Origin of the sequence: Nonomuraea diastatica (assembly GCF_004349015.1) — a bacterium.
Lineage (GTDB): Bacteria > Actinomycetota > Actinomycetes > Streptosporangiales > Streptosporangiaceae > Nonomuraea > Nonomuraea diastatica.
Window position 1 is genome coordinate 47914 of the sequence record NZ_SMKP01000032.1, and the last position, 20941, is coordinate 68854.

Sequence of the window (20941 nt, forward strand, 5' to 3'; positions counted from 1 at the left end):
CTCAGGTGTCCCCGACCCTCAACCCGAACGCCGACAACTTCTGCTCGTGGTGTTCGATGAGGCCGAGACGCCGGTAGAAGGCGTGGTTCGCCACTCCTTCCCGCGTGGACTCGTGGTCGGTGGTCAGCATGAAATAGCGACAGTGCGCGTATCGTTCTTTCAGGTGCTCCAGCAGCCGCCGCCCGATGCCCTGACCGTGGAACTCCTTGTCGACCAGCAGCTCCTGGACATAGCAGATCATCTCGTCGTCCGACACCGTCCGCGCCAGGCCGAGGAGCCGCCCCGACTCGTCCCTGGCGGTGATGACGAGATGCGAGTTGGCCAGGCTCCGGCAGACCCTGGCGATGTCACGTGTCCACGGTCCCCAGCCGACCGAGTCGTAGAGTGCGAAGATCTCGGCTTCGTCGAACGACCACTCGGGAGCGATGACCACCATTTATGGGATTCCTCGACCTCTCACTGTGAAGGACATCTCCGATTATGCGGGAAACGCGGACACGACCTCCTGGCGCGGGGCGGTTGATCCTGGTGTGCGGCCTGCCGGGCGCGGGCAAGACGACGCTCGCCCGCCGCCTGGCCGCCGAGCTCCCGGCCGTGCGGCTGTGCCCGGACGAATGGCTGGCGCACCTGGGCCTCGATCTCTTCGACGACGCGGCCCGCGACCGGCTGGAGCGGCAACTCTGGCAGCACGCCCAGGACCTGCTGCGGCTCGGTCAGGTCGTCGTCCTGGAGTACGGCTTCTGGTCGCGGACCGAGCGCGACGGGCTACGGCTGGCCGCCCGAGCCCTCGGGGCGGCCGTGGAGCTGCGCTATCTCGCGGCGCCGATCGACGAGCTCTGCCGCCGTCTGGAGTCGCGCAACGCGAGCGGAGCCCGCGACACGGTGCCGATCCCGCGGGACATGCTGGAGGAGTGGGCCGGCCTCTTCGAGCCTCCTGATCGGGACGAGCTCGCCCTCTTCGACCCGCCCTGACGGCGGGGGCCCGGCGGCCGCGCGGGCCGTCGCGGACCCCGCGAACGGCGACCGGGCTGGGCTGGCCTGGAGATGAAACCGGCCCTCCGTCATCAGACGGAGGGCCGGTTTCGCTTGTCTCGACTTATGTGGAGCTATGGGGATTCGAACCCCAGACCTCCTCCATGCCATGGAGGCGCGCTACCAACTGCGCCATAGCCCCTTGCGATCACCAAGTGTATCCGAGTTCCGGAGCCCTCGTGTCACAGCGAAGCCCTCGTGATACGTCTTAGACGTTATGTCGACCTTTGAGGAGCACAGAAGCCTGCTGGTCGGAGTCGCGTACCGGATCCTCGGCAGCGTCGCCGACGCCGAGGACGTTGTCCAGGAGACGTGGCTGCGCTGGTCAGGGGTGGACAAGGCGGGCGTCGGCGACGCCAAGGCCTATCTGATCAGGGTGACGTCGCGGCTGGCCGTCGACCGGCTGCGGTGGGCGAAGTCACGGCGCGAGTCGTACGTTGGGCCGTGGCTGCCCGAGCCGATCAGCACGGCCCCTGACGCCGCCGAGCACGCCGAGCTGGCCGAATCCGTGGAGATGGCGCTGCTCGTGGTTCTGGAGACGCTGTCGCCGCTTGAGCGGGCCGTGTTCGTGTTGCGGGAGGCGTTCGACCTGCCGTTCGCCGAGATCGCGGAGATCATCGCACGCAGCGAGCCGGCCACCAGGCAGCTCGCCCGGCGGGCGCGCGAGCACGTACGGGAGAAGCGGCCGCGGTTCGACGTGGACCGTGGGCAGCGCAGGCGGATGACGGAACGGTTCGCCAGCGCCTCGGAGGAAGGAGACCTGGAGACGCTGATCGCGATGTTCGCCGACGAGATCACGATGGTCACCGACGGCGGCGGCAAGGCCAGGGCCGCGCTGCGGGTCATCACCGGGGTGGAGAACGTCGGCCGCTACCTGCTGTCGATCAGCCGCCCCGCGAACGTCGCCCGCTTCATGAACTCGGTCGGCCTGGCGCGGACGGAGGGGTTCTCCTTCGGCTCCGCGGTGTTGAACAACGCTCCGGCGATCGTCCTCTCGGCGGCCGGGCGGGTGGTGACGGTCATCTCGCTGGAGGTCTCGGAGGGGAGGATCAGCGCGATCTACCTCATCGCCAACCCGGAGAAGATCGCCCATCTGGAGCCGGCGGCGAGCAAGGCCGGCTGACCGGTCAGGCGGCACGGCGGGTGGGTATGCCCGCCTCTCGGACGAGTGCCGGCAGGTCCACGCCCGCGTCCGCCAGGATCGCGGCGGCGCCGTTGGCGGGATCGGCGAGCAGACCCCACAGCAGCCGCTCCCCCGTGACCGGCCCCGGCCGCCACGCCGCCACCTCGATGACCTTTCTGGCGTGCATGGCCAGCGGGAGCTGCCCGAGCGGCCCGTACAGGGTGACGCGGAGTGGGCGGAGCCGCGAGCGGCGCAGGCTCCACAGGCCGGGTTCGTCCGTGCCCGCCCTGGTGCGGCGGTGCACCGCGTCGAGGTCGATGCCGATCGTGGCCAGCAGCGCCCGCGGGTCGCCCGCGCCGGCGCGGTCGCGCACGTCGGCCTCGCGGGCGGTGAACGACGCTAGGGCGAACGGGCGCACCTCGGCCAGCGCCAGCAGCATCAGATCGGCGCCGAGCGCGGGCCGCCCGGCGTCGAGTGCGAGGATCCCCGCCCGCACCACGGCGCTGCGGGCTCCTTCCGTGAACCTGGCGAACACGTGTTACCTCCTCGTCCTGCGGGCGTGCTTGCGGTGTGCGGTCTGCCGCCGCACTCCCAGCGCGTCGGCGATCTGCTCCCAGGACCACCCCTGCGCGCGGGCGTTGGAGACGTGCGCCGCCTCCAACTCCTCCAGCAGGGCTCTGAGCGCGGCCACCGCCGCCAGCCCCACTCCGGGGTCGCGGTCGGCGGCCCTCCCTGCCATTTCGGTGACGTCCATACCGTCAGCATATGCTGACAAGCGCCACCGTGTCAGCACATGCTGACGAAATACCGCAACCTGCCCGGCTACCGCGCGTCGCGCTGGACGCAAGTGGTGCGCATGGTCAGGGCCGCCTCTTCCAGCGCGAGCGTGACCTCGACCCGGCCCAGCTCCGCCGTGCCGACCACGTGCGTGCCGCCGCACGGGATGGACGCCGCGCCCTCCGGCAACGAGCACCGCCAGGTGCGACGCGCCGTCAGCTCCGGCCCCGGCACGTCGATGGCGACCGGCGCCCCGGCGGCCACCCAGGCGGCGAGTTGCTCGTTCACGCGCCGGGTGACCTGCGCCAGGTCCAGCCCTTCGGCGGAGAAGCCCTTCTTCCGCAACGACTTGCCCAGGCGGTAGACGTCCACGCTGCCGCGCGGCACGATCCGCGACGAGGTGATCGCCGCCTGGTCGAAGTCGGGACGCCCGAGCCCGTCGAGCGCCGGCTCCTTGCGCCAGCGATCGGCCAGCGCCGCGTTGAGGGCGAGCGCGGCCAGGTGGCAGGCGGTGTGGCCGGCCGAGAGCCCCGCGCGGAAGCCGGCGTCCACCTCCAGCTCCACCTCGGCCCCCACGGGCACCGGCGACTCGGTGACGTGCAGGACCAGCCACTCCCACCCCTCGGCGCCGCGCCGCACCGGGATGTCCCCGCCCACGAAAACCTCGCCGGTGCTCGACTGGGCCCCTGTAACGCAGTCGACGACCGGCAGGCCCGCGATCATGCCCCGATCGGCGGGCTGGTCGGGCCAGGTGTGGTCGAGGGGATGGAAGGGCGTCTCGGCGACGACCAGGCCGTGCCGGTCCCCCACCGGCACGGCTCCCGCGATCCGCGAGCGGCCGCTGACCCGGCCGGACGGGAAGGTGACGAGGGTGGATCTCATGCGCCGATCCTCCCAGCCGTGGCGGGCGGCCGTTCGTCCTCCAGGTAGCGGTCGCGGCCCGCGTACAGGCCGGTGCAGAGCTGCGCCACGAGGACCAGGAAGATCATCGTGTACGGCAGCGCCCACCCGCCTGTGGCCTCGCGCAGCACGCCGACCAGCAGCGGTCCCGCACCCGCGATGAGGTAGCCGGCGCTCTGCCCGAAGGCCGACAACCCGGCCGTGGCCTCCGGCGTGCGGGTGCGCAACGCCAGCATCATCAGCGCCAGCGGGAACGACCCCATGCCCACGGCCACCAGCACGATCCAGCCCGGCGCCATGGACGCGGGCCCGAGCCACAATCCGAGGAACCCCGCCGTGTAGAACGCCACGAGCCCCACCACGACGGGTCGCTGGTCGCGGAAGCGGGAGGCGACCATGGGCGTGGCGATGGAGACCGGGATGTTCAGCGCGGTGAACACCCCCAGGATCAGCCCGGCCTGCGACGTCGTGTACCCGCCGTCGGTGAGGATGGTGGGGAGCCAGCCGAACATGATGTACGCGATCATCGACTGGGTGCCGAAATAGATCGCCACCATCCACGCCAGCCGGCTTCCCACCAGGCGGCGGATGCCCGCGTCCCCGGCGCCCGTGTCCCGCTCCGGCTCACTGCGCAGCAGCGCAAGCCACGGAATGGCGGCCACGGCGGCCAGGGCCGCCCACACGCCGAGCGCGATGTGCCAGTCGCCCGACGCGCGCTCGATCGGCACGGTCGCCGCGGCGGCGAGCATGGTGCCGACGGCCAGGGCCGTGGTGTAGACGGTGGTCATGATCCCGGTGCGGGCCGGGAAGTGCCGCTTGATCAGCGTCGGGATGAGCACGTTGCCGACGGCTCCGCCGGACAGCGCGACCGCGCTGCTCAGCAGGAATATCTCGGCCGAGCCCACCATTGACCTGATGAGCATGCCCACGCCGAGCGTGACGAGGGCGAGCAGCAGCAGCCGGTGCTCGCCCACGCGCCTGGCCAGCGTAGGGGTGATCGCGCCGACGCTGGCGAAGGCCAGCACCGGCAGCGTCGTGAGCACTCCGGTGCCGACGCTCGTCATGCCGAGCGCGCCGGCGAGCTGGTCGAGCAGAGGCCCCACGCTGGTGACGGCGGTGCGCAGGTTGAGCGCGGCGAGGACGATCCCCAGCACGAGCAGCCAGGCGAGAGAGCTGGTACGGCCTCTGGTCTCTTGGGCGAGCACGCTCATGCGCCGGAGATCCTCCGTTCATCAAGTCATGGGACGAATCACCAGCCTAACAGGACCTAAGGGGCGATTTATTCCTGTCCCATGACGAGCCCCCGAGCCTCGTGGGCCCGGGGGCGATACCGCGCCGCACGAGCGGGGCGCCCCGCATCGAGACCGCGGATCAGAGAACGGGACGCGGGCCCTCGGGGGGCTGGTCGCGCGGCGGCACCGGCCCGGGAGGCGGGAGCGTGCCACCGGGAGGCGCGCCACCGCCGCCCACGGTGCCGGGCGGCACCGACTGCTCCCCGCCGTACGTGGAGCCGCGCTGGTGCGGCCCCGGCACGTCGCCGCGCCAGCCGCCCGTCTCGCGGCCTCGCGACTCGATGAATTCCTTGAAGCGGCCGAGGTCGTTCGTGACGCGCATGCGGACGATCTGCAGCCAGTCGCCCGCGGTCTCGACCAAGCCCTCGGGGTCGTACTCCATCTGGAGCGTGACCTTGGTCTTCGTGTCGTCGATGCGGTGGAAGGTCACCACGCCCGCCTGGTGCGGCTTGTCGGCCGACCGCCAGGCCACACGCTCGTCGGGGTGCTGCTCGGTGATCTCGGCCTCGAACTCGCGCCTGACCCCGGCGATCTCCACCACCCACGCCGTACGTGTGTCGCCGATCTGCTTGACCGACTCCACGCCCTCCATGAACTCGGGGAAGCTCTCGAACTGCGTCCACTGGTTGTAGGCCGCCGAGATGGGGACCTCTACGTCTACGGAGTGTTCGATACTGCTCATGGGATCAACCCCTGCCCCGGCCGGCACGGCGATAACGCCGCGCGGGCCGCCGTCACCGACGGCGCAGCAGCCAGTAGAGGCCCACCAGCGGCAACACGAGCGGGATGAACAGGTAGCCCCTGCCGTACGCCGACCAGACCGTCTCGTCGGGGAACGCCGCCGGATCCACCAGGCTGGCGGTACCGATGATCAGCACGCCGGCCAGCTCGATGCCGAGCGCGGCCAGCGCCAGGCTGCGCGCACCACGCGCGAGCGCCACGGTGAGCACGATGTAGACGAGCGCCGCGAAGGCCGACAGCGAGTAGGCCAGCGGCGCCTCGGAGAACCGGCCGGCGATCTGCACGGCCGCCCGCGCGCCCGCGGCCAGCGAGAACAGCCCGTAGACGGCGATCAGGGCGCGCCCGGGCCCGGAGCCGATGGCGTCGGTCATGCCACGCCCTGCCAGATCTGCAGCAGCCGCCCGTTCATCACCGCGATCGCGAACCCGGCCACGACCAGGATGGCAGGCCCCCACCTGCTCCGCTCGGCCAGCGCCAGGAACACCACGGCGGGCGGGATCAGCACCCCGCCGCCGATGTAGCCGAACAACGTCACCTTGTCGCCGGGCCCCGCTCCGCCGGCCACCGCCGCGATCACGAGGCCGGCCTGAACGAGCAGGGCCACCTCGAGCAGGGCGAACCCGGACAGCAGCACCATGCCCATCGGCCGGTTGCGGATCGCGACGACCAGGCTCGCCAGCATGAGCAGCAGGGAGCCGGCGATGACGATCGTGGAGACGACGGTGTTCATCGGAGGTAAGGCTATCGCCCGTGCAGTCCGGCCTCGATTCCGTCCCGCACCCAGGAGAGCCCGCGCTCGAAGTTGCCGTCGGCGCCCCGCACCCCCTCCTCGATCATCGGCGCCAGCCGGGGTAACTCGCCGCTGAAGTGTCCACGGGTCCGCGTTCGGGGTGACCATCGCGCTGGCCGCCGTCGCGCTGGTGCCGATCGCCCTCATAGGATCGACGTCGTGGAAAGGATCCTCGTCAGCGCCTGCCTGATGGGGCGCAAGGTGCGCTACGACGGCGGTGCGAAGACCAGTTCTGACGCCCGGCTCGCCACGTGGCGCGCGGAGGGGCGGCTGGTGCCGTTCTGCCCCGAGGTCGAGGGCGGGCTGCCGGTCCCGCGCCCGGCCGCCGAGATCGAGGGCGGCGCGGGCGGCGCGGCCGTGCTCTCGGGCGCGGCGCGCGTGCTGGCGGCCGACGGCTCCGACGTGACGGGCGCGTTCCTGTCGGGCGCGCGGTCGGCGCTCGCGCTGGCGCGCTCGTCCGGGATCCGGATGGCGGTGCTCAAGGAAGGCAGCCCCTCGTGCGGCGGGCTGTCCATCTACGACGGCACCTTCCAGGGGCGCCGCACGCCGGGTCAGGGCGTCACGACGGCGTTGCTGGAGCTCGACGGCGTCCGCGTGTTCGGCGAGGGCCATCTCGACGAGGCCGCCGCCTACCTGCGCACGCTGGAGACGTAGAAGGCCCCAGCGAGGCCCGCGGCGAGCATGGCCGCCATCGTGCCGTGATACCACGTGAGCAGCGCCGAACCCGCGGCCCCGCCGAGCGCCAGGGCCAGGATGCCCAGCACCACCCCGCCCAGCGCCGCCGCGTGGCTGTAGACGAGCCCGCTCCAGGCCCAGGAGCGCCCGGCCAGCGCGCCTCGGGCGCCGGCGAGCATGGCGGCCACGCACAACGTCTCGACGACCGCGGCCGGTATGATCACGGGCTCGCCCATCAGGCCGGGCACGGCCCCCCAGTGCGGCAGCGCGAACGACAGGAAGACCAGGGCGTAGCAGGCGGAGAGCCAGCCCAGCGCCTTGCGGAGAGCGTCCATACGACCCACGCTCGCATCCGGCCGAACGCCGTGTCGTCGTACCTAAGGAGACGGCTCGGATACGCCGTCCGCAGTAGGGAGCAGCCGTCTCACCAGGCGGATCACCTCGTCGATCGTCACCCTGGCGTCCTCGCCGGTCTCGCACGCGGCCACCTCGCGGCCCGCTTCGCCCATCATGGTCGTGAGCAGCACGACGAGCACGTGGCTCTCGCGCGTGTCCGCCAGGCCGAGCAGGCGTTTGTTGCCGCCGATCCAGTCCCGGCCGCGCTGCCGGCGCAGCGTGACGAACTCGGCGGGCCCGTCGTTCTCCAGGAATAACCTGGCCACCTCGCGGTGCTCCCACGAGCCCTCCAGGTAGGCGCGGGCGCCGGCGAGGAAACGGTCGGCGGTGCCTTCCGCGGCCTTGGCCGCCTTGGAGGTGCGCTCCTCCTGGCCGCGCATGAACTGCTCCCACAACGCCAGGAACAGGCCGGGCTTGCCGCCGAAGTGGTGGTAGAGGCTGCCGACGCTGATGCCGGACGCCTCGACAAGGTCGGCGACAGTCGCCTCGGCGTACCCCTTGGCCAGGAAGACCTCGCGGGCGGCGCGCAGCAGCGTGTCGCGGGTGCCGCTCGACCGGCTCCACCGTCGGCTCTTCATGGGATCTCCTTCGCCACTGCCGGGCGGTCGCGACGGCCCACAGTACCGTTCGGGCGGATGAGCAGAAGGATGTACGCCGGCTTCGCTCCGCCGGAGGAGGCGGCGCCCGGCGGCGCCCGCGAGGATCGACGGTATGACGATCGGCCTGCTGCTCACCCTCGCCGCCCTCGCGGTCGTCGACAGCACCAGCTTCGGCACCCTCGGCATCCCCGTCTACCTGCTGCTGGCCTCTGACCGGTCGCGGGTGTCGCGGCTGCTGATCTATCTGGCCACCGTGGCGGCCTTCTATTTCCTGGTGGGGGTCGCGCTCATGCTGGGGCTGTCCACGGCCATGGACACCTTCGGCGACGTGCTGCGCAGCGGACCCGCCTACTGGGTGCAGCTCGCGCTGGGCGTCGGCTTGTTCGCGCTCAGCTTCAGGTTCGACCCGAAGCGGCGCGCGAAGCTCGGCAAGCCGGAGCGCCGGTTCGAGCCGCGGGTGGGCGGGCCGCGCACGATGGTGCTGCTGGGGCTGACGGCCGGGGTGCTCGAAGTGGCCACGATGGTGCCGTACCTGGCCGCGATCGGCATCATGACGGCCTCCGGGCTGGCGGCCGGGCAGTGGGGGCCGTTGCTGGCGGCGTACGTGATGGTGATGATCGCGCCGCCGCTGGCGCTCATGGGGCTGCGCGGCGTCGCCGGTGCGTGGCTGGAGCCGAAGCTGGAACGGCTGCGCGCGTGGCTGACCAGGCATGCGGCCTCGGCGCTGAGCTGAGGGCTGGCGATCGTCGGTTTCCTGCTGGCCCGGGACGCGGCGGTGGTCCTGTTCTTCCGGTGACCCCGGCCCCGCAGGCAGGGGCGGGCGGCTCGAAGGCGGCTCTCCAGGCACCTCTAGGATCGAACACCTGGGGGTGACCTGTCATGTTGCGGGCGTTTCTGAGGACGGAAGCGGGCAGCACAACCGTGCTGCTCGGCGCCACCGTGCTCGCCCTGCTGTGGGCGAACTCGCCATGGGGCGACACCTACGAGGCGTTCTGGCACATACCGACAGGCATCTCCTTCAATGACGCGCTGTTCTCCCTTGACCTGCGGCACTGGGTCAACGACGGCCTGATGGCGGTCTTCTTCTTCCTCATCGGCCTCGAGGTGTCGTACGAAGTGCGGCTCGGGCAGCTGCGCGACCGCCGGCTCCTCGCTGTGCCGGCCATGGCGGCGCTGGGCGGGATCCTCGTCCCGGCCGGGATCTACCTCCTGCTGAACTTCGGCGGGCCCGGGGCCGTCGGCTGGGGCGTGCCGATCGCCACCGACACCGCGTTCGTGCTGGGCGTGCTCGCCATCGTGGGAGCCCGCTGCCCCGATCCGCTACGGGCGTTCCTGATGACGCTGGCCATCGTCGACGACGTGCTGGCGATCCTGGTCATCGCGCTGTTCTACACGGACAGCCTGTCCGTTCCCGCGCTCCTCGCCGCGTTCGGGCTGCTCGCCGCCATCCTGACCCTGCGGAAGCTGAAGATCTGGCGGGCGCCCGCCTACATCGTGCTGGGCTTCGGGCTCTGGGTGGCCACGCTGGAGAGCGGGATCCATCCCACGCTGGTCGGCATCGCGCTGGGCGTTCTGGTCTTCGTCTACGCGCCCACCGACCAGAAGCTGCTGCTCGCCGGCGAGGCCGTGCAGTCGTTCACCAGCTCACCCAGCGCGCAGGCCGCCAGGGAGGCCGCGCTGCGGGTGCAGCGGGCCGTCTCCGTCAACGAGCGCCTGCGGCTGCGGCTGCAACCGTGGAGCTCGTACGTGATCGTGCCGGTCTTCGCGCTGGCAAACGCCGGGGTGGTGCTGGACGGCGAGGCCCTGCGGGCGGCGATCACCTCACCCGTGTCGATCGGTGTGACGCTGGGGCTGTTGCTGGGCAAGTTCGTCGGCATCTCGCTGGGCACGTGGGTGCCGTTGCGGTTCGGATGGGGCATCCTGCCGGGCAACCTGGTCTGGGGGCAGTTGTTCGGCGGCGCGGCGGTCTCCGGGATCGGCTTCACCGTCTCCCTGTTCATCGTGGACCTGGCCTTCGACGACCATCCGGGCATCCAGTCCGAGGCGAAGATCGGGATCCTGGCGGGGTCGCTGCTTTCCGCGGTGCTGGGATGGTTGATCTTCAAGCTGGCGTGGGACCGCGGCGGGGTGTGCGCGCCGCCCGACGCGGAGCCCGAGGAGGAGCTGCCCGAGCTGCTCTCCGTGCCCGTCGGGCCCGGCGACCACGTGCGCGGGCCGGCGAAGGCCAGGGTGACGATCGTGGAATACGGCGACTTCGAGTGCCCCTACTGCGGGCGGCTCCACCCCGTGCTGGAGGAGCTGCGCAGGAAGAACCCGGACGTGCGCGTGGTGTTCCGGCACTTCCCGCTGCGCACGCTGCATCCGCGGGCCGCCTCCGCGGCGGTCGCGGCCGAGTCCGCGGACGATGCGGGACGGTTCTGGGAGATGCACGACATCCTCTTCGACAACCAGCGGTTCCTCACCGACGCCGACCTCGCGCACTACGCCGCCCAGCTCGACGTCGAGCCCTGGACGGACGTGTCCCGCCACACCGCCAGGATCGCCGTCGACGAGAACTCCGGCCGGGACAGCGGCGTGCGCGGCACCCCCACCCTCTTCCTCAACGGTGTGCGCTATCAAGGCGCCCTGGATCTCGGCTCCATCAGCGAGGCCGTGGACGAAGCCCGCCGATCCACTACCGTCGAGGAGACCCCGCAACCCCCGGAGATGACCTAATGCTCAATGTGATCACCATCATCTTCCCCCTCGTCATGGTCGTCGTGCTGGTGGGCGGCGTCATCGTGACGGCGATGAACCGGCGGGCCCATGGGCGCGGCGCGACGCTGGGCATGGCGGGCTGCGCCGTCCTGCTCGTGGGGGTGCTGATCAACGTCGTCCTCGGGTTCATCGCCCCCTCGTTGTACGACGCCCTGGGCGCGGGCGGCGCCACCATGCTCATCAGCGCCGGCGGAATGATCTTCAACGCGACCGGCACGGGCCTGCTGATCGCGGGCGTGATCGCCCGGCGCGACCCGCAGCAGCCGCAGTCCCCCCACTACCCGCCACCCGGCCAGGCGCAGGGCTGGCAGCAGCCGCCGGTCCAGCACCAGCAGCCGCACATGCAGCAGCCGTACCCACAGCAGCAGCCCCCGCGGCAGGGCTGGCAGCAGCCGCCCTACGGCGGCGGCCAGGGCTAGCGGCCGCCGGCACCCTGTCGCGCGGCTTCCGTCGTGTCATACAGACGGGATATCCCCTGGAATGTGACAATGTGGGGGTAACTCCCAAGCGCGTGGGGGGACCATGACGCGAGAGCAGCCCGACCGGCAGGAACCTGATCCCAACCAGACGATCAGGCATCGGTTCCCTCACCCGGTCCCGCCGCCCAGCCCGCCCCGGCAGGGCCCGCCGGAGTCGCCTTTCACGCAGCGCCTGCCCTACACCCCTGACATGCTGCCCGACGTGCCCGTCTACGAAGCCAGGCGACCCAGGTCGGCCTGGTGGTGGGTGATCGTGGCCGGCGGGCTGGTGCTGCTGATCGCGGCGGTGGCCGTGGCGGCGGTGTTGTGGGTGCGGAGCAACGCCGACGCCGGGCCACGGGCTCTGCAGGCGGAGACCGTCCTCACGCGCGCGTGAGGACGGTGACGCGGTCCGTCACCGCGCCACGGGGTCCGGCGTCTCCGCCTGCCAGCAGTGTGTCCAGCGGCCCTCGCCCAGTTCCGTACGTCCCGGCGCCTCGCTCGAGCACACCGGCAGCGCCACCGGGCAGCGCGGATGGAAGCGGCACCCGCCGGGCGGGGCGATGAGGCTGGGCGGCTCACCGTGCCGGGTCGCGTCGGGCGGCGTCACCCGGTCGGGGTCGGGCGCCGACTCCAGCAGCAGCCGCGTGTACGGGTGCCGGGGCGACTGGGTGAGCGCCTCACTGGGCCCGCTCTCGATGAGCCGGCCCGCGTACATCACCGTGATGTCCTCGGCGAAGTAGCGTGCGCTGGCGATGTCGTGCGTGATGTACAGCAGCGCCAGCCCGCTCTCCTTGGCCAGCTCCTCCAGCAGCCGCAGCACGCCGAGCCTGATCGACACGTCCAGCATCGACACGGGCTCGTCGGCGATCAGCGCGACGGGCTGGACGGCCAGCGCCCGCGCGATCGCCACCCGCTGCCGCTGCCCGCCGGACAGCTCGTGGGGCAGCTTGTCCATGAACTGCTCCACCGGCGTGAGGCTGACGCGTTCGAGCAGCTCCGCGACCATCGTGCGCTCCTGCTCGTCCGAGCGGGCGTGCCCGTGGATGCGCAGCGGCCTGGCCAGGTGGTAGCGCACCCGGTGGAAGGGGTTCAGCGAGGAGAACGGGTCCTGGAAGATGAGCTGCACCTGGCGCCGGTAGTCGCGGAACGCCGCCCCGCGACGCGCGCGCACCGGCTCGCCGCGCAGCAGCAGCTCGCCCGACGTGGCCGGATAGACCTGCGCGAGCAGCCGGGCCACCGTGCTCTTGCCGCAGCCGCTCTCCCCCACGAGCGCCGACACCGAGCCGGCGCGCAGGGCGATCGACACGTCCTCCACGGCACGCACGGGCGGCCGCTTCCCCAGCCGTCCCCGAGGGCCACGGGCCGAGGTGAAGTGCTTGGTGAGGTTCCGGCCCTCAAGAACGATCATGATGCTTCCTCCACACCGCGGCCGCCGTTCAGCAGGCACGCCACCTCGCCGTCCGCACCGTCCGCACCGTCCGCGCCGTCCGCGCCGTCCGGGCCGTCCGTGCCGCGCGTCAGCAGGGGCAGCCGCGTGGAGCACTCCTCCATGGCCCGCCCGCAGCGCGGGTGGAAAGCGCAGCCGGGCGGCAACGAACGCAGGTCGGGTGGGGTGCCGGGGATGCCGAGCAACTCCTCGCGGGGCCCGTGCAGGCGGGGGAACGAGCGGAGCAGGCCCAGCGTGTACGGGTGCCGCGGCGCCCTGTGCAGCGCCTCGGCGGTGCCGGTCTCGACGACGCGGCCCGCGTACATGATGGCGATCCTGTCGGAGATCTCCATGAGCAGCGACAGGTCGTGCGTGATGAACACGACCGCGAAGCCGTACTCCTCCCTGAGCGCCCTGATCTCGTGGAGGATGTCGCGCTGCACCACCACGTCGAGCGCCGTCGTCGGCTCGTCCATGATGATGACCTCGGGGTTGAGGGCGAGCGCGATCGCGATGGCCGCGCGCTGCCGCATGCCGCCCGACAACTCGTGCGGGTACGACCGCCGCCGGTCAGCGCTGATGCCGACGCGCTGCAGCAGTTCGACGGCCCGCTCCGCCCGGTCCTGGCGGGACATCTTGGGGGCGTGGATGCGCAGGACGTCGTCGATCTGGGCGCCGACTGTGCTGACCGGGTTGAGCGAGTTCATGGCGCTCTGGAAGACGACGGCCAGTTCCTTCCAGCGGAAGGCGCGCAGCTCGTCCCGCTTGAGGGCGAGCACGTCGACGGCGGTGCCGTCCTGGCGGTGGTAGACCACCGAGCCGGAGGTGATCGCGGCGGGCGGGCGCAGCAGCCGGGCGACGGCGTTGGCCAGCGTGGACTTGCCGCTGCCGCTCTCCCCCGCGAGGCCGAGGATCTCGCCCCGCCGCAGGTCGAGCGAGACGTCGGCGACAGCGTGCACGGCGCCGGTCTGTGACAGGTAGTCGACGCCGAGGTCGCGGATCTCCAGGACGTTCATGTACGGGCCTTCCGGACCTTGACCGTGCGCAGGCGGGGGTTGGCGATCTCGTCGATGCCGAAGTTCACCAGCGCGAGGCCGGTGCCGATGAGCGCGATGCACAACCCCGGCGGGATGAACCACCACCATGCCCCGATGAGCAGCGCCTGCCCGTTCTGCGCGAAGTACAGCATGCTGCCCCAGCTGACCGTGGACAGGTCGGCCAGGCCGAGGAACGACAGGCCGGCCTCGGCCAGGATCGCGGCGACCACGGTGGCCAGGAAGCTGGTGGCGATGACGGGCAGCAGCACGGGCATGATCTCGAAAAAGATGATCCGCAACGGCCCCTCGCCGCTGGCCCTGGCGGCCTGGACGAAGTCGCGACGCCGTACCGAGAGGGTCTGGGCGCGCAGCACGCGGGCGCCCCACGCCCAGCCGGTGACCGCGATCACCACCGCCACGGAACCGACACCACGCTGCGGCAGGTAGCCGGCCAGCACGATGATCAGCGGGAGGGCGGGCAACACCAGGAAGATGTTGGTGAGCACGGACAACACCTCGTCCACCGCGCCGCCGAAATAGCCGCCGACGAGGCCGACCAGGATCGCGAGCAGGTTGGCGATGACGGCCGACAACACGCCGACGCCCATCGAGATGCGGGCCCCGTACACGATCTGGGTGAGGATGTCCTGGCCGGTCTGCGTGGTGCCGAGCCAGTGCTCGGCCGACGGGCCCTGGAGCCCGTCCTCGCTGGTTGCGGCGGGGTCGGCGCCGATGAGCAGCGGCCCGGCCAGGGCCATCAGCGCGAAGAAGACGAGGATGCCGAAACCGATCTTGATCTTCATTCGGACTCCTGCCTGGTTCGCGGGTCGAGCACGACGTACGCCAGGTCGGCCAGGAAGTTGGCGACGAGCACGGCCAAGGAGATGACGAGGAAGATGCCCTGCATGAGCGGGAAGTCCTCGTTCTCCACGCCCTTGAGGAGCATCGACCCGATCCCCGGGTACGAGAAGACGATCTCCGTCAGCACCGAGCCGCCCACCACGAAGCCGAGCGAGAGGGCGAAGCTCGTGATGTTGGGCAGGATCGCGTTGCGGGCCGCGTAGGCCCACATGACCCGCCGCGAGGTCAGCCCCTTCGCCTCGGCCATGACCACGTAGTCCTCGCCCAGCGTGGTCACCATGACGTTGCGCATGCCGAGGATGCGGTCGGCCATCGACGCGATCACGATCGTGATGGCGGGCAGCGCCGCGTGGTAGAGCACGCTCGCCGCGAACTCGCCGGTCATGCCGGGCATCACGTCCAGCCCGTACGCCCTCGACACGGGGAACCACTGCAGGGTCACGCCGAAGACGAACACGAGCGCCAGCGCCACCCAGAAGTACGGGACCGCGTGCATGAACGTGGCCGCGGGCAGCACCCCGTCGAGCCAGGTGCCGCGCTTCCACGCCATGAGCACGCCCAGTGAGGTCCCGATCAGGTAGCTGATCAGGGTGGCCACGCCGACGAGCCCGACGGTCCACGGCAGGCTGTCGGCGATGACCGTGGACACCTCGGTGGGGAAGAAGGTGATCGAGCGGCCCAGCTCGCCGCGTGCGAGGTTGCCGAGGTAGTCGAGGTACTGCTGCCAGAGGTTCGCGTCGCTGATGCCGAACGCGCGGCGCATCGCGTCGATGGCCTCCGGTTCGACGTTGCCCTTCATCCTGGCCACCAGCAGTTCCACCGGATCCCCCGGCATGAGCCGGGGGATCAGGAAGTTGAGCGTGATGGCGGCCCAGGCCGTCAGGAGGTAGAAGCCGAGCCGCCGGGCCAGGAACCTCACTTGGCGGCCGGCTTCAGATGCAGCAGCACCACGGCCGCGTCAGGCGAGGTGTAGGGCGACGGCATTGCGTACGGGTCCTGCTCGGACGGCCAGCCGACGTATTTGTTCGTGCGGTACTGCGCCCAGGACGGGCTGTAGAACAGCGGCAGCGTGGGCAGCTTCTCCACCATGATCTTGCCCAGCCCCTGCGTGGCTTGCTGCTGCTCGGCCTCGTCCTCGGTGGCGGCGTACTCCTCGATGAGCCGGTCGGTCTCGGCGTCCTTCCAGCGCTGGTAGTTGCCGGTCGCGGACTCGCCGACGGGCTCGGCCAGGCCGCCGAAGAGCATCGAGCGCATCTGGTAGTAGGGGGTCGGCCCGGACGCGGTGGCCCTGATCGACAGCTCGTAGTTGCCCTTGCCGACCTTGGACACCCAGTCCTGGAACGCCACGCCCCTGGTGTCGACGGTGATGCCGATCTTGGCCAGGTCCTCCCGGATGAGCTGGGCGGCGTTGACCCAATCGGTGAACGGCGAGGGCACCAGCAGCGTGAACTTGAGCTTGGCCGGATCGACGCCCTTCAGCAGCTCCTTGGCCTTGGCCAGATCCACCTTGAACGCGGCGTCCTTGTACTCGGGCGGCACGTATGCCTCGCCGCCCGGCATCGGCACGCCGGTCGGATGCGCGACCTTGGTGTAGCCGCGCTCGGCCACCCGGACGATCTTGTCGCGGTCGATGGCGAGGCTGATGGCCTGGCGCACCTCCGGCTTGGACAGGATCGGATGGGTCAGGTTGGGCAGCAGCGTCACCACGCCCTCGGGCGGGAAGAAGAACTTGTTCTGCTCCGGCTTGCCCTGCACGTAGATCTTCTGGATGTCCGGTACGAACGCGCCCGCCCAGTCGACCTCGCCCTGCTGGAGCGCCGTCTGGACGGCGTTGGCGGTGTACGCGGGGAAGCGCAGCACCGGCACCTCGGGCTTGCCCGGCTGCCAGTAGGACGGGTTCTTGACCATCTCGTAGAGCTGGGCCGAGAACTTCGACAGCGTGTAGGGGCCAGTGCCGACCGGCTTGGGGTTGGTGAAGGTGACCGGGTCCTTCTGCTTCTCCCACAGGTGCTTGGGCACGATCGGCGAGTTGCCGGCGATGTTGAACAGCTTGGCGTACGACGTGTTCTCGAAGTCGATCCGCACCTTGTCCGGCGCCAGCGCCTCGGTGCCGGTGATCTCCAGCGCGTTCCTGTTGAGCTCCGGGTTGTCCTTGAGCATCTGGAACGTGAAGGCGACGTCTTCGGCGGTGAACGGCTTCCCGTCGGACCACTTCACGCCCTTGCGAAGGGTGAACGTGACCGACTTGCCCTTGTCAGACCATTCGTGCTTGAGCGCCAGCCACGGCGTGATCTCGCCGGGCTTGAGCTTGTTGAAGTACATGAGGGTCTCGTGGATCATCCCGCTCGTCCCGAAGTTCACGCCTTCGAGGTGGTACGGGTTGAAATCCTCCTGGAACGTGCCCGCGTCCACGGCGTGGATGATCAGCGGCGGGGCGTTCTCACCTCCGCCGCTCCCGCCGGAGCCGCCGCCGGAACAACCGGCGAGGGCGAGGGCGGCGAGCACCGCCAGCAGACGTTTCACAGGGGGCCTGATCATTGGGGGGCTGCCTTTCCGAAATACTTCGTCCGGAGGACGCGCGAACCCTTGGGGGCGGCGAACGCCTGCGCGCGGCCGAATCCGGCTGGTGCACCACGCACGACGGTCAGCGCGCGGTAGTAGTCGACGTAGGGGAAGCCGTAGGTCTCGCCCCTGGCGTAGGCGTAGCCGGTGATGGCCTGCGACCAGATCTCGTACGCCTCCTCGCTCAGCTCGACGAACGCGTCGGGGGCGTAACCCTCGGCGTCCTCCCAGTTGTCGGCGTAGTAGAGCTCGCCGGCCCAGTAGGCGGGCCGCTCGCGTTCGAGGGTCTTCAGCCCGCCGTAGAAGCGGGCGTCCTCGACGATGCGGTGGGTGCGAGCGTGATCCTTGTGGATGGACGCGCTCCAATGGGTCAGGATGACGTCCGGCCGCAGCTCCCTGATCTGGTCGCCGACGCGCATCTTGACCTCGTCGTCCTCGGGCAGCAGGCCGTCCTCGTAGTCGAGGAAGCGCACACCGGCACCGATCCGCTCGGCGAACGTCTCGGCCTCCTCGCGCTTCTGCTTGGCGTAGTCGGGCACCGGCATGCGGGGATGGCCGCGTTCGCCGAGCGTCAGGTGCAGCAGCGTCGCGCGGTCGCCGCGCAGGACGTGCTGGGCGAGCACGGCGCCCGCGGTCAGGTCGAGGTCGCCCGCGTGGGCGCCGATGGCCAGAACGTGCGTCATGCTTCTCGCCTCATCACGTGGAACCGCCTGGTGATCTCGTAACCGGCCTTGGTGTAGAGGTGGCCGGCGGGGCTGGTCTCGCCGGTCCACAGGAACCACGACGAGTGGAGCCCTTCGGCCCGCATCATCGTCATGGTGAGATGGAGCAGGATCTTGCCGAGGCCGGTGCCTCGCTGTCCCGGGTCGACGCCGAAGGGACCGAACCGCTCGGGGATGCCGCGGTAGGCCGCGTAGAGGGCGAAGCCCACAATGTCGTCTTTTTTCGCGATGACGATGCGGTCGGGGTCGCGGTGGTGGCGGATCGCCTCACCCCAGTCGGGGTTGAAGGTGTCGGCCGCGAACCTGATCAGCTCCGGCAGCTCGCCCTCGGTGGGGCCGCGGAAGACGTACCCCTCGCTCTCGCGCCTGGCGCGCAGCTCGTGCACGTCGTCCGGCGTCACGTAGCCGACGAGCGTGCGGTCCATCGCGACCGGCGAGTACAACGTACGGAAGCCCAGCGCCTCCAGCAGCCGGAAGCCGGCGGGGTAGAGCTCCGGGTCCGCGCCCGGCAGCACGTAGTTCGGCGTATAGGACGAAAAATCCACCCTCGTTCGGCCGACGCCCTCCAGGAACGCCAGCGCCTCCCCCACCAGCCGCCGCCCCAGCCCGCCGCCGCGGTGCTCCAGCGTGACGAAGAAGAACGGGATCCAGCCGGTCTCCGGCTCCAGATCGGTGCCGGGGGCCAGGGGCGTCAGCCTGCGGACGGCGTACGCGCAGCCCGCCACCCGCCCGTCCACCACGGCCACCCGCAGGCCCTCGGGGTCGAAGTTCGGGTCGAGCAGCACGCAGTCGCGGAACCAGCCGGACGTGGTGGGATCTCCTGGCATGCTCTGGTTCCAGGCGTCCACCAGGGAGCGCTCGTCGCCGGGCGCGAACGCGCGGACAGTCACCATGGGGGTCCTTTCACGCTGCTGCTGTCCCGCCACAGCTTTCCCAGTGTTAACCGCCCAGGTCAAGCAAGTAGGAAGAAATTTTCCATGTTGCAGTAAAAGTGGAAAATTAGTTTCGCGTGCGGTATCTATGGATGGTTGCGCATCCGCCCCGGCTGTCCCGCCCATGCCGGATCCCCGGCTGTCCCGCGCGCGGGACCCCGGAAACCCGGCTCCAAGCCAGACTCCGGGAGCAGGTCGTGGACACGCCCATGGATGATCAGGCCGGCGCGACGGCTGGTCACGCACGGCCGCACGGTCCGCCAGGCGCGCTGTGAGGAGCGCGTGCTGGAGGGGCGGCGCCCCTCCAGCACGCTTCTCCGCCGGACGGGCAACCCCCTGTCCGCCGGCGGGCTTGAGACCGCGCGATCAGCCCCGCGCGCCCGCGAACGGGTGCCCCGGCCGCCGGTCCACGACGCGTGCGCCCTCCGCGCGGCCGGCTATTTCAGGCCCGCGAGGAACGTCTTGGCCAGTCGCGTCACGGCCGACTTGGCGGCGCCGGGCTCGAAGACCGGCTTCTGGTAGTCGTCGGCCTCGACGATGCCACCGCCGGCCGTCGTGCCGCGGAAGGAGAACTCGACCGTGCGCTCGCCGGCCAGGACCTTGACCAGGATGTCCTGCGTCGGTTCCGCGTCCGCCTCGCCCGGCCTGGTCGTCGTGGACACCACGGCGAACGCCTTCTCGCCGAGCCCTGAGAGCTCCTCGCGGGGCCCGTACGTGGTGTGGGTGACGTCGTTGCCGATGCCGCCCTTGGCGCGGTAACGGTCGAACTTCTTGGCATCACGATCGAACTGGAAATCCGACCCGAGTTCGCCGCCCCGCCAGTCGACGACATGGATGCGCAGTTCGCCGCCCCGGGTGGTGTACTCCTGCCCCGGCTCGTGCTTCACCGCCTCCGAGATCTTCCAGGTGCAGGTGGTCTGCTTGATGCGGCCGTCGTTCTCGCCCACGGACGGCCCGGTGACCGTGGGGAAGAACGCCGACTTGACGTCCGCGGCGGTGAGGATCCCGCACGGCCCTCCGACCTTGGCCTTGGAGGCGTCCTTGGCCATCTCCGCGGTGATGCGCTCGGCGACCTTGCCGGCCGCGGCGCGCACCTCGTCGCCCGAGGGGTATTTCCGGCCGGTCCGGTTGCTGCCGCGGTACTCGACCTTGATCAGCCATGGCCCCTGCCGGACGTACACCGCGGCCGAGAGGCCGCTGTGCCCGATCGAGCTCTGACTGTACGACGCGTCGCCGTACGCCAGTTTGATGGTCTCGCCGAACGCCGAGCCCGAGGTCTTTCCGTCGATCCGCTTGCCGTCCCGGACGTTGACCCGCCGCTCGTGGCTCTTCCTGTCCTGCTCGAACTGGTCCTTGGCGTACTCGATCGCGTTCTGGCTCTCGGTGCTCTTGGCCCGGACGGAGATGCTCAGGCTGCGATGGCCGATGACGCCGTCGCCGACGTCCATCTTGTTATTGCTCCACCCGCAGTCCGCCCGCTTGTCGCTTTCTGTGGCGGCTCCTGTGGACGCGTCCTTTCCGCCGTACTTGCCATCGGTGACGAGGCTTTTGCGGAGGGCGTCGGGGATGGCGGCACAGAGCTGGGATCCGGTGATCGGCCGCAGTTTCACCACCTCGGCGGCCGGGGTGGCCGAGGGTGTCCGCACCAGTCTTGGCCGTTTGCCGGAATAGTCCGTTGGCGGTCCTGGTCTGTCGCCGAACTCCTGGAGGAGCAGCCACCCTCCGGCCACCCCGCCGACCAGGACGACGGCGAGCACGGCGACGATGGCGATCAGCGGCCCCTTCCCACCGCCGCCACGCCGCGGTGGTTGCCACCGCCCTCCAGGACCACCATGTCCCCCAGGACCGCCCGGCCCCT

24 protein-coding genes, 1 tRNA gene and 1 pseudogene are annotated in these 20941 nt (G+C 70.6%); 7 read left to right on the forward strand and 19 right to left on the reverse strand.

Annotated features, from left to right (window positions below; genetic code table 11):
* Position 1 precedes the first annotated feature (1 nt).
* Positions 2-436, reverse strand: coding sequence for a GNAT family N-acetyltransferase (locus E1294_RS13985; RefSeq protein WP_132508549.1), 435 nt, complete (start codon positions 434-436; stop codon positions 2-4).
* A gap of 44 nt (positions 437-480) precedes the next feature.
* On the opposite strand from E1294_RS13985, the gene E1294_RS13990 reads away from it, so the two are divergent.
* Positions 481-972 carry a P-loop nucleotide/nucleoside kinase family protein gene (locus E1294_RS13990; RefSeq protein WP_132508551.1) on the forward strand — a complete coding sequence of 164 codons (492 nt, stop codon included), beginning with the start codon at positions 481-483 and terminating at the stop codon, positions 970-972.
* A 129-nt stretch (positions 973-1101) separates the two neighbouring features.
* Here the strand turns inward: E1294_RS13990 and E1294_RS13995 are convergent.
* Positions 1102-1174 (reverse strand) — tRNA-Ala (locus E1294_RS13995).
* Between the two features lie 75 nt (positions 1175-1249).
* Between E1294_RS13995 and E1294_RS14000 the strand changes: the two genes are divergently transcribed.
* A complete protein-coding gene (locus E1294_RS14000; RefSeq protein ID WP_132508553.1) occupies positions 1250-2155 on the forward strand; it encodes an RNA polymerase sigma-70 factor in 906 nt (301 codons plus the stop codon).
* Positions 2156-2159: 4 nt separating this feature from the next.
* Here the strand turns inward: E1294_RS14000 and E1294_RS14005 are convergent, their stop codons facing one another.
* From E1294_RS14005 to E1294_RS14035, 7 genes are all read right to left on the reverse strand, one after another.
* Positions 2160-2690, reverse strand: a complete 531-nt coding sequence (locus E1294_RS14005) for a Clp protease N-terminal domain-containing protein (RefSeq protein WP_132508555.1) — start codon at positions 2688-2690, stop codon at positions 2160-2162.
* 3 nt (positions 2691-2693) lie between these two features.
* Positions 2694-2909: a helix-turn-helix domain-containing protein gene (locus E1294_RS14010; RefSeq protein WP_132508557.1), complete on the reverse strand. Its 216-nt coding sequence runs from the start codon at positions 2907-2909 to the stop codon at positions 2694-2696.
* 68 nt (positions 2910-2977) lie between these two features.
* Complete coding sequence (locus E1294_RS14015; protein ID WP_132508559.1) at positions 2978-3814, reverse strand: alanyl-tRNA editing protein; 837 nt, start codon at positions 3812-3814, stop codon at positions 2978-2980.
* On the reverse strand, positions 3811-5043 hold the full coding sequence (locus tag E1294_RS14020; RefSeq protein ID WP_132508561.1) for a CynX/NimT family MFS transporter: 1233 nt from the start codon (positions 5041-5043) through the stop codon (positions 3811-3813). Before E1294_RS14020 ends, E1294_RS14015 begins: the two co-directional genes overlap by 4 nt.
* A gap of 160 nt (positions 5044-5203) precedes the next feature.
* On the reverse strand, positions 5204-5806 hold the full coding sequence (locus tag E1294_RS14025; RefSeq protein WP_132508563.1) for an SRPBCC family protein: 603 nt from the start codon (positions 5804-5806) through the stop codon (positions 5204-5206).
* Between the two features lie 52 nt (positions 5807-5858).
* Positions 5859-6236 (reverse strand): hypothetical protein, encoded by a 378-nt coding sequence (locus tag E1294_RS14030; protein WP_132508565.1) that lies wholly within the window; start codon positions 6234-6236, stop codon positions 5859-5861.
* On the reverse strand, positions 6233-6595 hold the full coding sequence (locus E1294_RS14035) for a hypothetical protein (protein WP_132508567.1): 363 nt from the start codon (positions 6593-6595) through the stop codon (positions 6233-6235). Before E1294_RS14035 ends, E1294_RS14030 begins: the two co-directional genes overlap by 4 nt.
* A gap of 219 nt (positions 6596-6814) precedes the next feature.
* Here E1294_RS14035 and E1294_RS14040 point away from each other — a divergent pair, with 219 nt between their 5' ends.
* Positions 6815-7309, forward strand: coding sequence for a 2-thiouracil desulfurase family protein (locus E1294_RS14040; RefSeq protein WP_132508569.1), 495 nt, complete (start codon positions 6815-6817; stop codon positions 7307-7309).
* Here E1294_RS14040 and E1294_RS14045 read toward each other — a convergent pair.
* Entirely contained in the window at positions 7285-7665 is a 381-nt protein-coding gene (locus E1294_RS14045) for a hypothetical protein (protein WP_132508571.1), read from the reverse strand. The two genes, E1294_RS14040 and E1294_RS14045, sit on opposite strands and share 25 nt — an antisense overlap.
* A 42-nt stretch (positions 7666-7707) precedes the next feature.
* Positions 7708-8304, reverse strand: coding sequence for a TetR/AcrR family transcriptional regulator (locus E1294_RS57150; RefSeq protein WP_132508573.1), 597 nt, complete (start codon positions 8302-8304; stop codon positions 7708-7710).
* 133 nt (positions 8305-8437) lie between these two features.
* Here E1294_RS57150 and E1294_RS14055 point away from each other — a divergent pair, with 133 nt between their 5' ends.
* The 4 genes from E1294_RS14055 (at position 8438) to E1294_RS14070 (ending at position 11937) form a co-directional block, all read left to right on the forward strand.
* Positions 8438-9058, forward strand: a complete 621-nt coding sequence (locus E1294_RS14055; protein WP_132508575.1) for a GAP family protein — start codon at positions 8438-8440, stop codon at positions 9056-9058.
* Between the two features lie 146 nt (positions 9059-9204).
* Positions 9205-11040, forward strand: coding sequence for a Na+/H+ antiporter NhaA (gene nhaA / locus E1294_RS14060; RefSeq protein WP_132508577.1), 1836 nt, complete (start codon positions 9205-9207; stop codon positions 11038-11040).
* The gene (locus tag E1294_RS14065; protein WP_165977262.1) at positions 11040-11501 is read left to right on the forward strand and encodes a hypothetical protein; all 462 of its coding nucleotides are present in this window, start codon (positions 11040-11042) and stop codon (positions 11499-11501) included. Before nhaA ends, E1294_RS14065 begins: the two co-directional genes overlap by 1 nt.
* Before the next feature lie 103 nt (positions 11502-11604).
* Positions 11605-11937: a hypothetical protein gene (locus E1294_RS14070; protein ID WP_132508581.1), complete on the forward strand. Its 333-nt coding sequence runs from the start codon at positions 11605-11607 to the stop codon at positions 11935-11937.
* 18 nt (positions 11938-11955) lie between these two features.
* On the opposite strand, the gene E1294_RS14075 is transcribed toward E1294_RS14070, so the two are convergent.
* From E1294_RS14075 to E1294_RS14110, 8 genes and pseudogenes are all read right to left on the reverse strand, one after another.
* Positions 11956-12951 carry an ABC transporter ATP-binding protein gene (locus E1294_RS14075; RefSeq protein ID WP_132508583.1) on the reverse strand — a complete coding sequence of 332 codons (996 nt, stop codon included), beginning with the start codon at positions 12949-12951 and terminating at the stop codon, positions 11956-11958.
* Positions 12948-13985, reverse strand: coding sequence for an ABC transporter ATP-binding protein (locus E1294_RS14080; protein ID WP_132508585.1), 1038 nt, complete (start codon positions 13983-13985; stop codon positions 12948-12950). Before E1294_RS14080 ends, E1294_RS14075 begins: the two co-directional genes overlap by 4 nt.
* Positions 13982-14809, reverse strand: coding sequence for an ABC transporter permease (locus E1294_RS14085; RefSeq protein ID WP_132508587.1), 828 nt, complete (start codon positions 14807-14809; stop codon positions 13982-13984). The genes E1294_RS14080 and E1294_RS14085 overlap by 4 nt, the downstream gene beginning before the upstream one ends.
* The gene (locus E1294_RS14090; protein ID WP_132508589.1) at positions 14806-15786 is read right to left on the reverse strand and encodes an ABC transporter permease; all 981 of its coding nucleotides are present in this window, start codon (positions 15784-15786) and stop codon (positions 14806-14808) included. Before E1294_RS14090 ends, E1294_RS14085 begins: the two co-directional genes overlap by 4 nt.
* A complete protein-coding gene (locus E1294_RS14095; protein ID WP_165977266.1) occupies positions 15783-17390 on the reverse strand; it encodes an ABC transporter substrate-binding protein in 1608 nt (535 codons plus the stop codon). The genes E1294_RS14090 and E1294_RS14095 overlap by 4 nt, the downstream gene beginning before the upstream one ends.
* Before the next feature lie 11 nt (positions 17391-17401).
* Positions 17402-18112, reverse strand: a complete 711-nt coding sequence (locus E1294_RS14100) for a PIG-L deacetylase family protein (protein WP_132508593.1) — start codon at positions 18110-18112, stop codon at positions 17402-17404.
* Positions 18109-19044, reverse strand: a complete 936-nt coding sequence (locus tag E1294_RS14105) for a GNAT family N-acetyltransferase (RefSeq protein WP_132508595.1) — start codon at positions 19042-19044, stop codon at positions 18109-18111. The genes E1294_RS14100 and E1294_RS14105 overlap by 4 nt, the downstream gene beginning before the upstream one ends.
* A gap of 476 nt (positions 19045-19520) precedes the next feature.
* Positions 19521-20941, reverse strand: a pseudogene (locus E1294_RS14110) (hypothetical protein); the annotation flags it as partial.

Coding starts and splice junctions, on each gene's coding strand:
- E1294_RS14100 (WP_132508593.1), bottom strand. CDS start 18,112: ATGACGCACGTTCTGGCCATCGGCGCCCACGCGGGCGACCTCGACCTG.
- nhaA (WP_132508577.1), top strand. CDS start 9,205: ATGTTGCGGGCGTTTCTGAGGACGGAAGCGGGCAGCACAACCGTGCTG.
- E1294_RS14055 (WP_132508575.1), top strand. CDS start 8,438: ATGACGATCGGCCTGCTGCTCACCCTCGCCGCCCTCGCGGTCGTCGAC.
- E1294_RS14020 (WP_132508561.1), bottom strand. CDS start 5,043: ATGAGCGTGCTCGCCCAAGAGACCAGAGGCCGTACCAGCTCTCTCGCC.
- E1294_RS14080 (WP_132508585.1), bottom strand. CDS start 13,985: ATGAACGTCCTGGAGATCCGCGACCTCGGCGTCGACTACCTGTCACAG.
- E1294_RS14085 (WP_132508587.1), bottom strand. CDS start 14,809: ATGAAGATCAAGATCGGTTTCGGCATCCTCGTCTTCTTCGCGCTGATG.
- E1294_RS14025 (WP_132508563.1), bottom strand. CDS start 5,806: ATGAGCAGTATCGAACACTCCGTAGACGTAGAGGTCCCCATCTCGGCG.
- E1294_RS14035 (WP_132508567.1), bottom strand. CDS start 6,595: ATGAACACCGTCGTCTCCACGATCGTCATCGCCGGCTCCCTGCTGCTC.
- E1294_RS14065 (WP_165977262.1), top strand. CDS start 11,040: ATGCTCAATGTGATCACCATCATCTTCCCCCTCGTCATGGTCGTCGTG.
- E1294_RS13985 (WP_132508549.1), bottom strand. CDS start 436: ATGGTGGTCATCGCTCCCGAGTGGTCGTTCGACGAAGCCGAGATCTTC.
- E1294_RS13990 (WP_132508551.1), top strand. CDS start 481: ATGCGGGAAACGCGGACACGACCTCCTGGCGCGGGGCGGTTGATCCTG.
- E1294_RS57150 (WP_132508573.1), bottom strand. CDS start 8,304: ATGAAGAGCCGACGGTGGAGCCGGTCGAGCGGCACCCGCGACACGCTG.
- E1294_RS14000 (WP_132508553.1), top strand. CDS start 1,250: ATGTCGACCTTTGAGGAGCACAGAAGCCTGCTGGTCGGAGTCGCGTAC.
- E1294_RS14015 (WP_132508559.1), bottom strand. CDS start 3,814: ATGAGATCCACCCTCGTCACCTTCCCGTCCGGCCGGGTCAGCGGCCGC.
- E1294_RS14105 (WP_132508595.1), bottom strand. CDS start 19,044: ATGGTGACTGTCCGCGCGTTCGCGCCCGGCGACGAGCGCTCCCTGGTG.
- E1294_RS14030 (WP_132508565.1), bottom strand. CDS start 6,236: ATGACCGACGCCATCGGCTCCGGGCCCGGGCGCGCCCTGATCGCCGTC.
- E1294_RS14045 (WP_132508571.1), bottom strand. CDS start 7,665: ATGGACGCTCTCCGCAAGGCGCTGGGCTGGCTCTCCGCCTGCTACGCC.
- E1294_RS14075 (WP_132508583.1), bottom strand. CDS start 12,951: ATGATCGTTCTTGAGGGCCGGAACCTCACCAAGCACTTCACCTCGGCC.
- E1294_RS14010 (WP_132508557.1), bottom strand. CDS start 2,909: ATGGACGTCACCGAAATGGCAGGGAGGGCCGCCGACCGCGACCCCGGA.
- E1294_RS14070 (WP_132508581.1), top strand. CDS start 11,605: ATGACGCGAGAGCAGCCCGACCGGCAGGAACCTGATCCCAACCAGACG.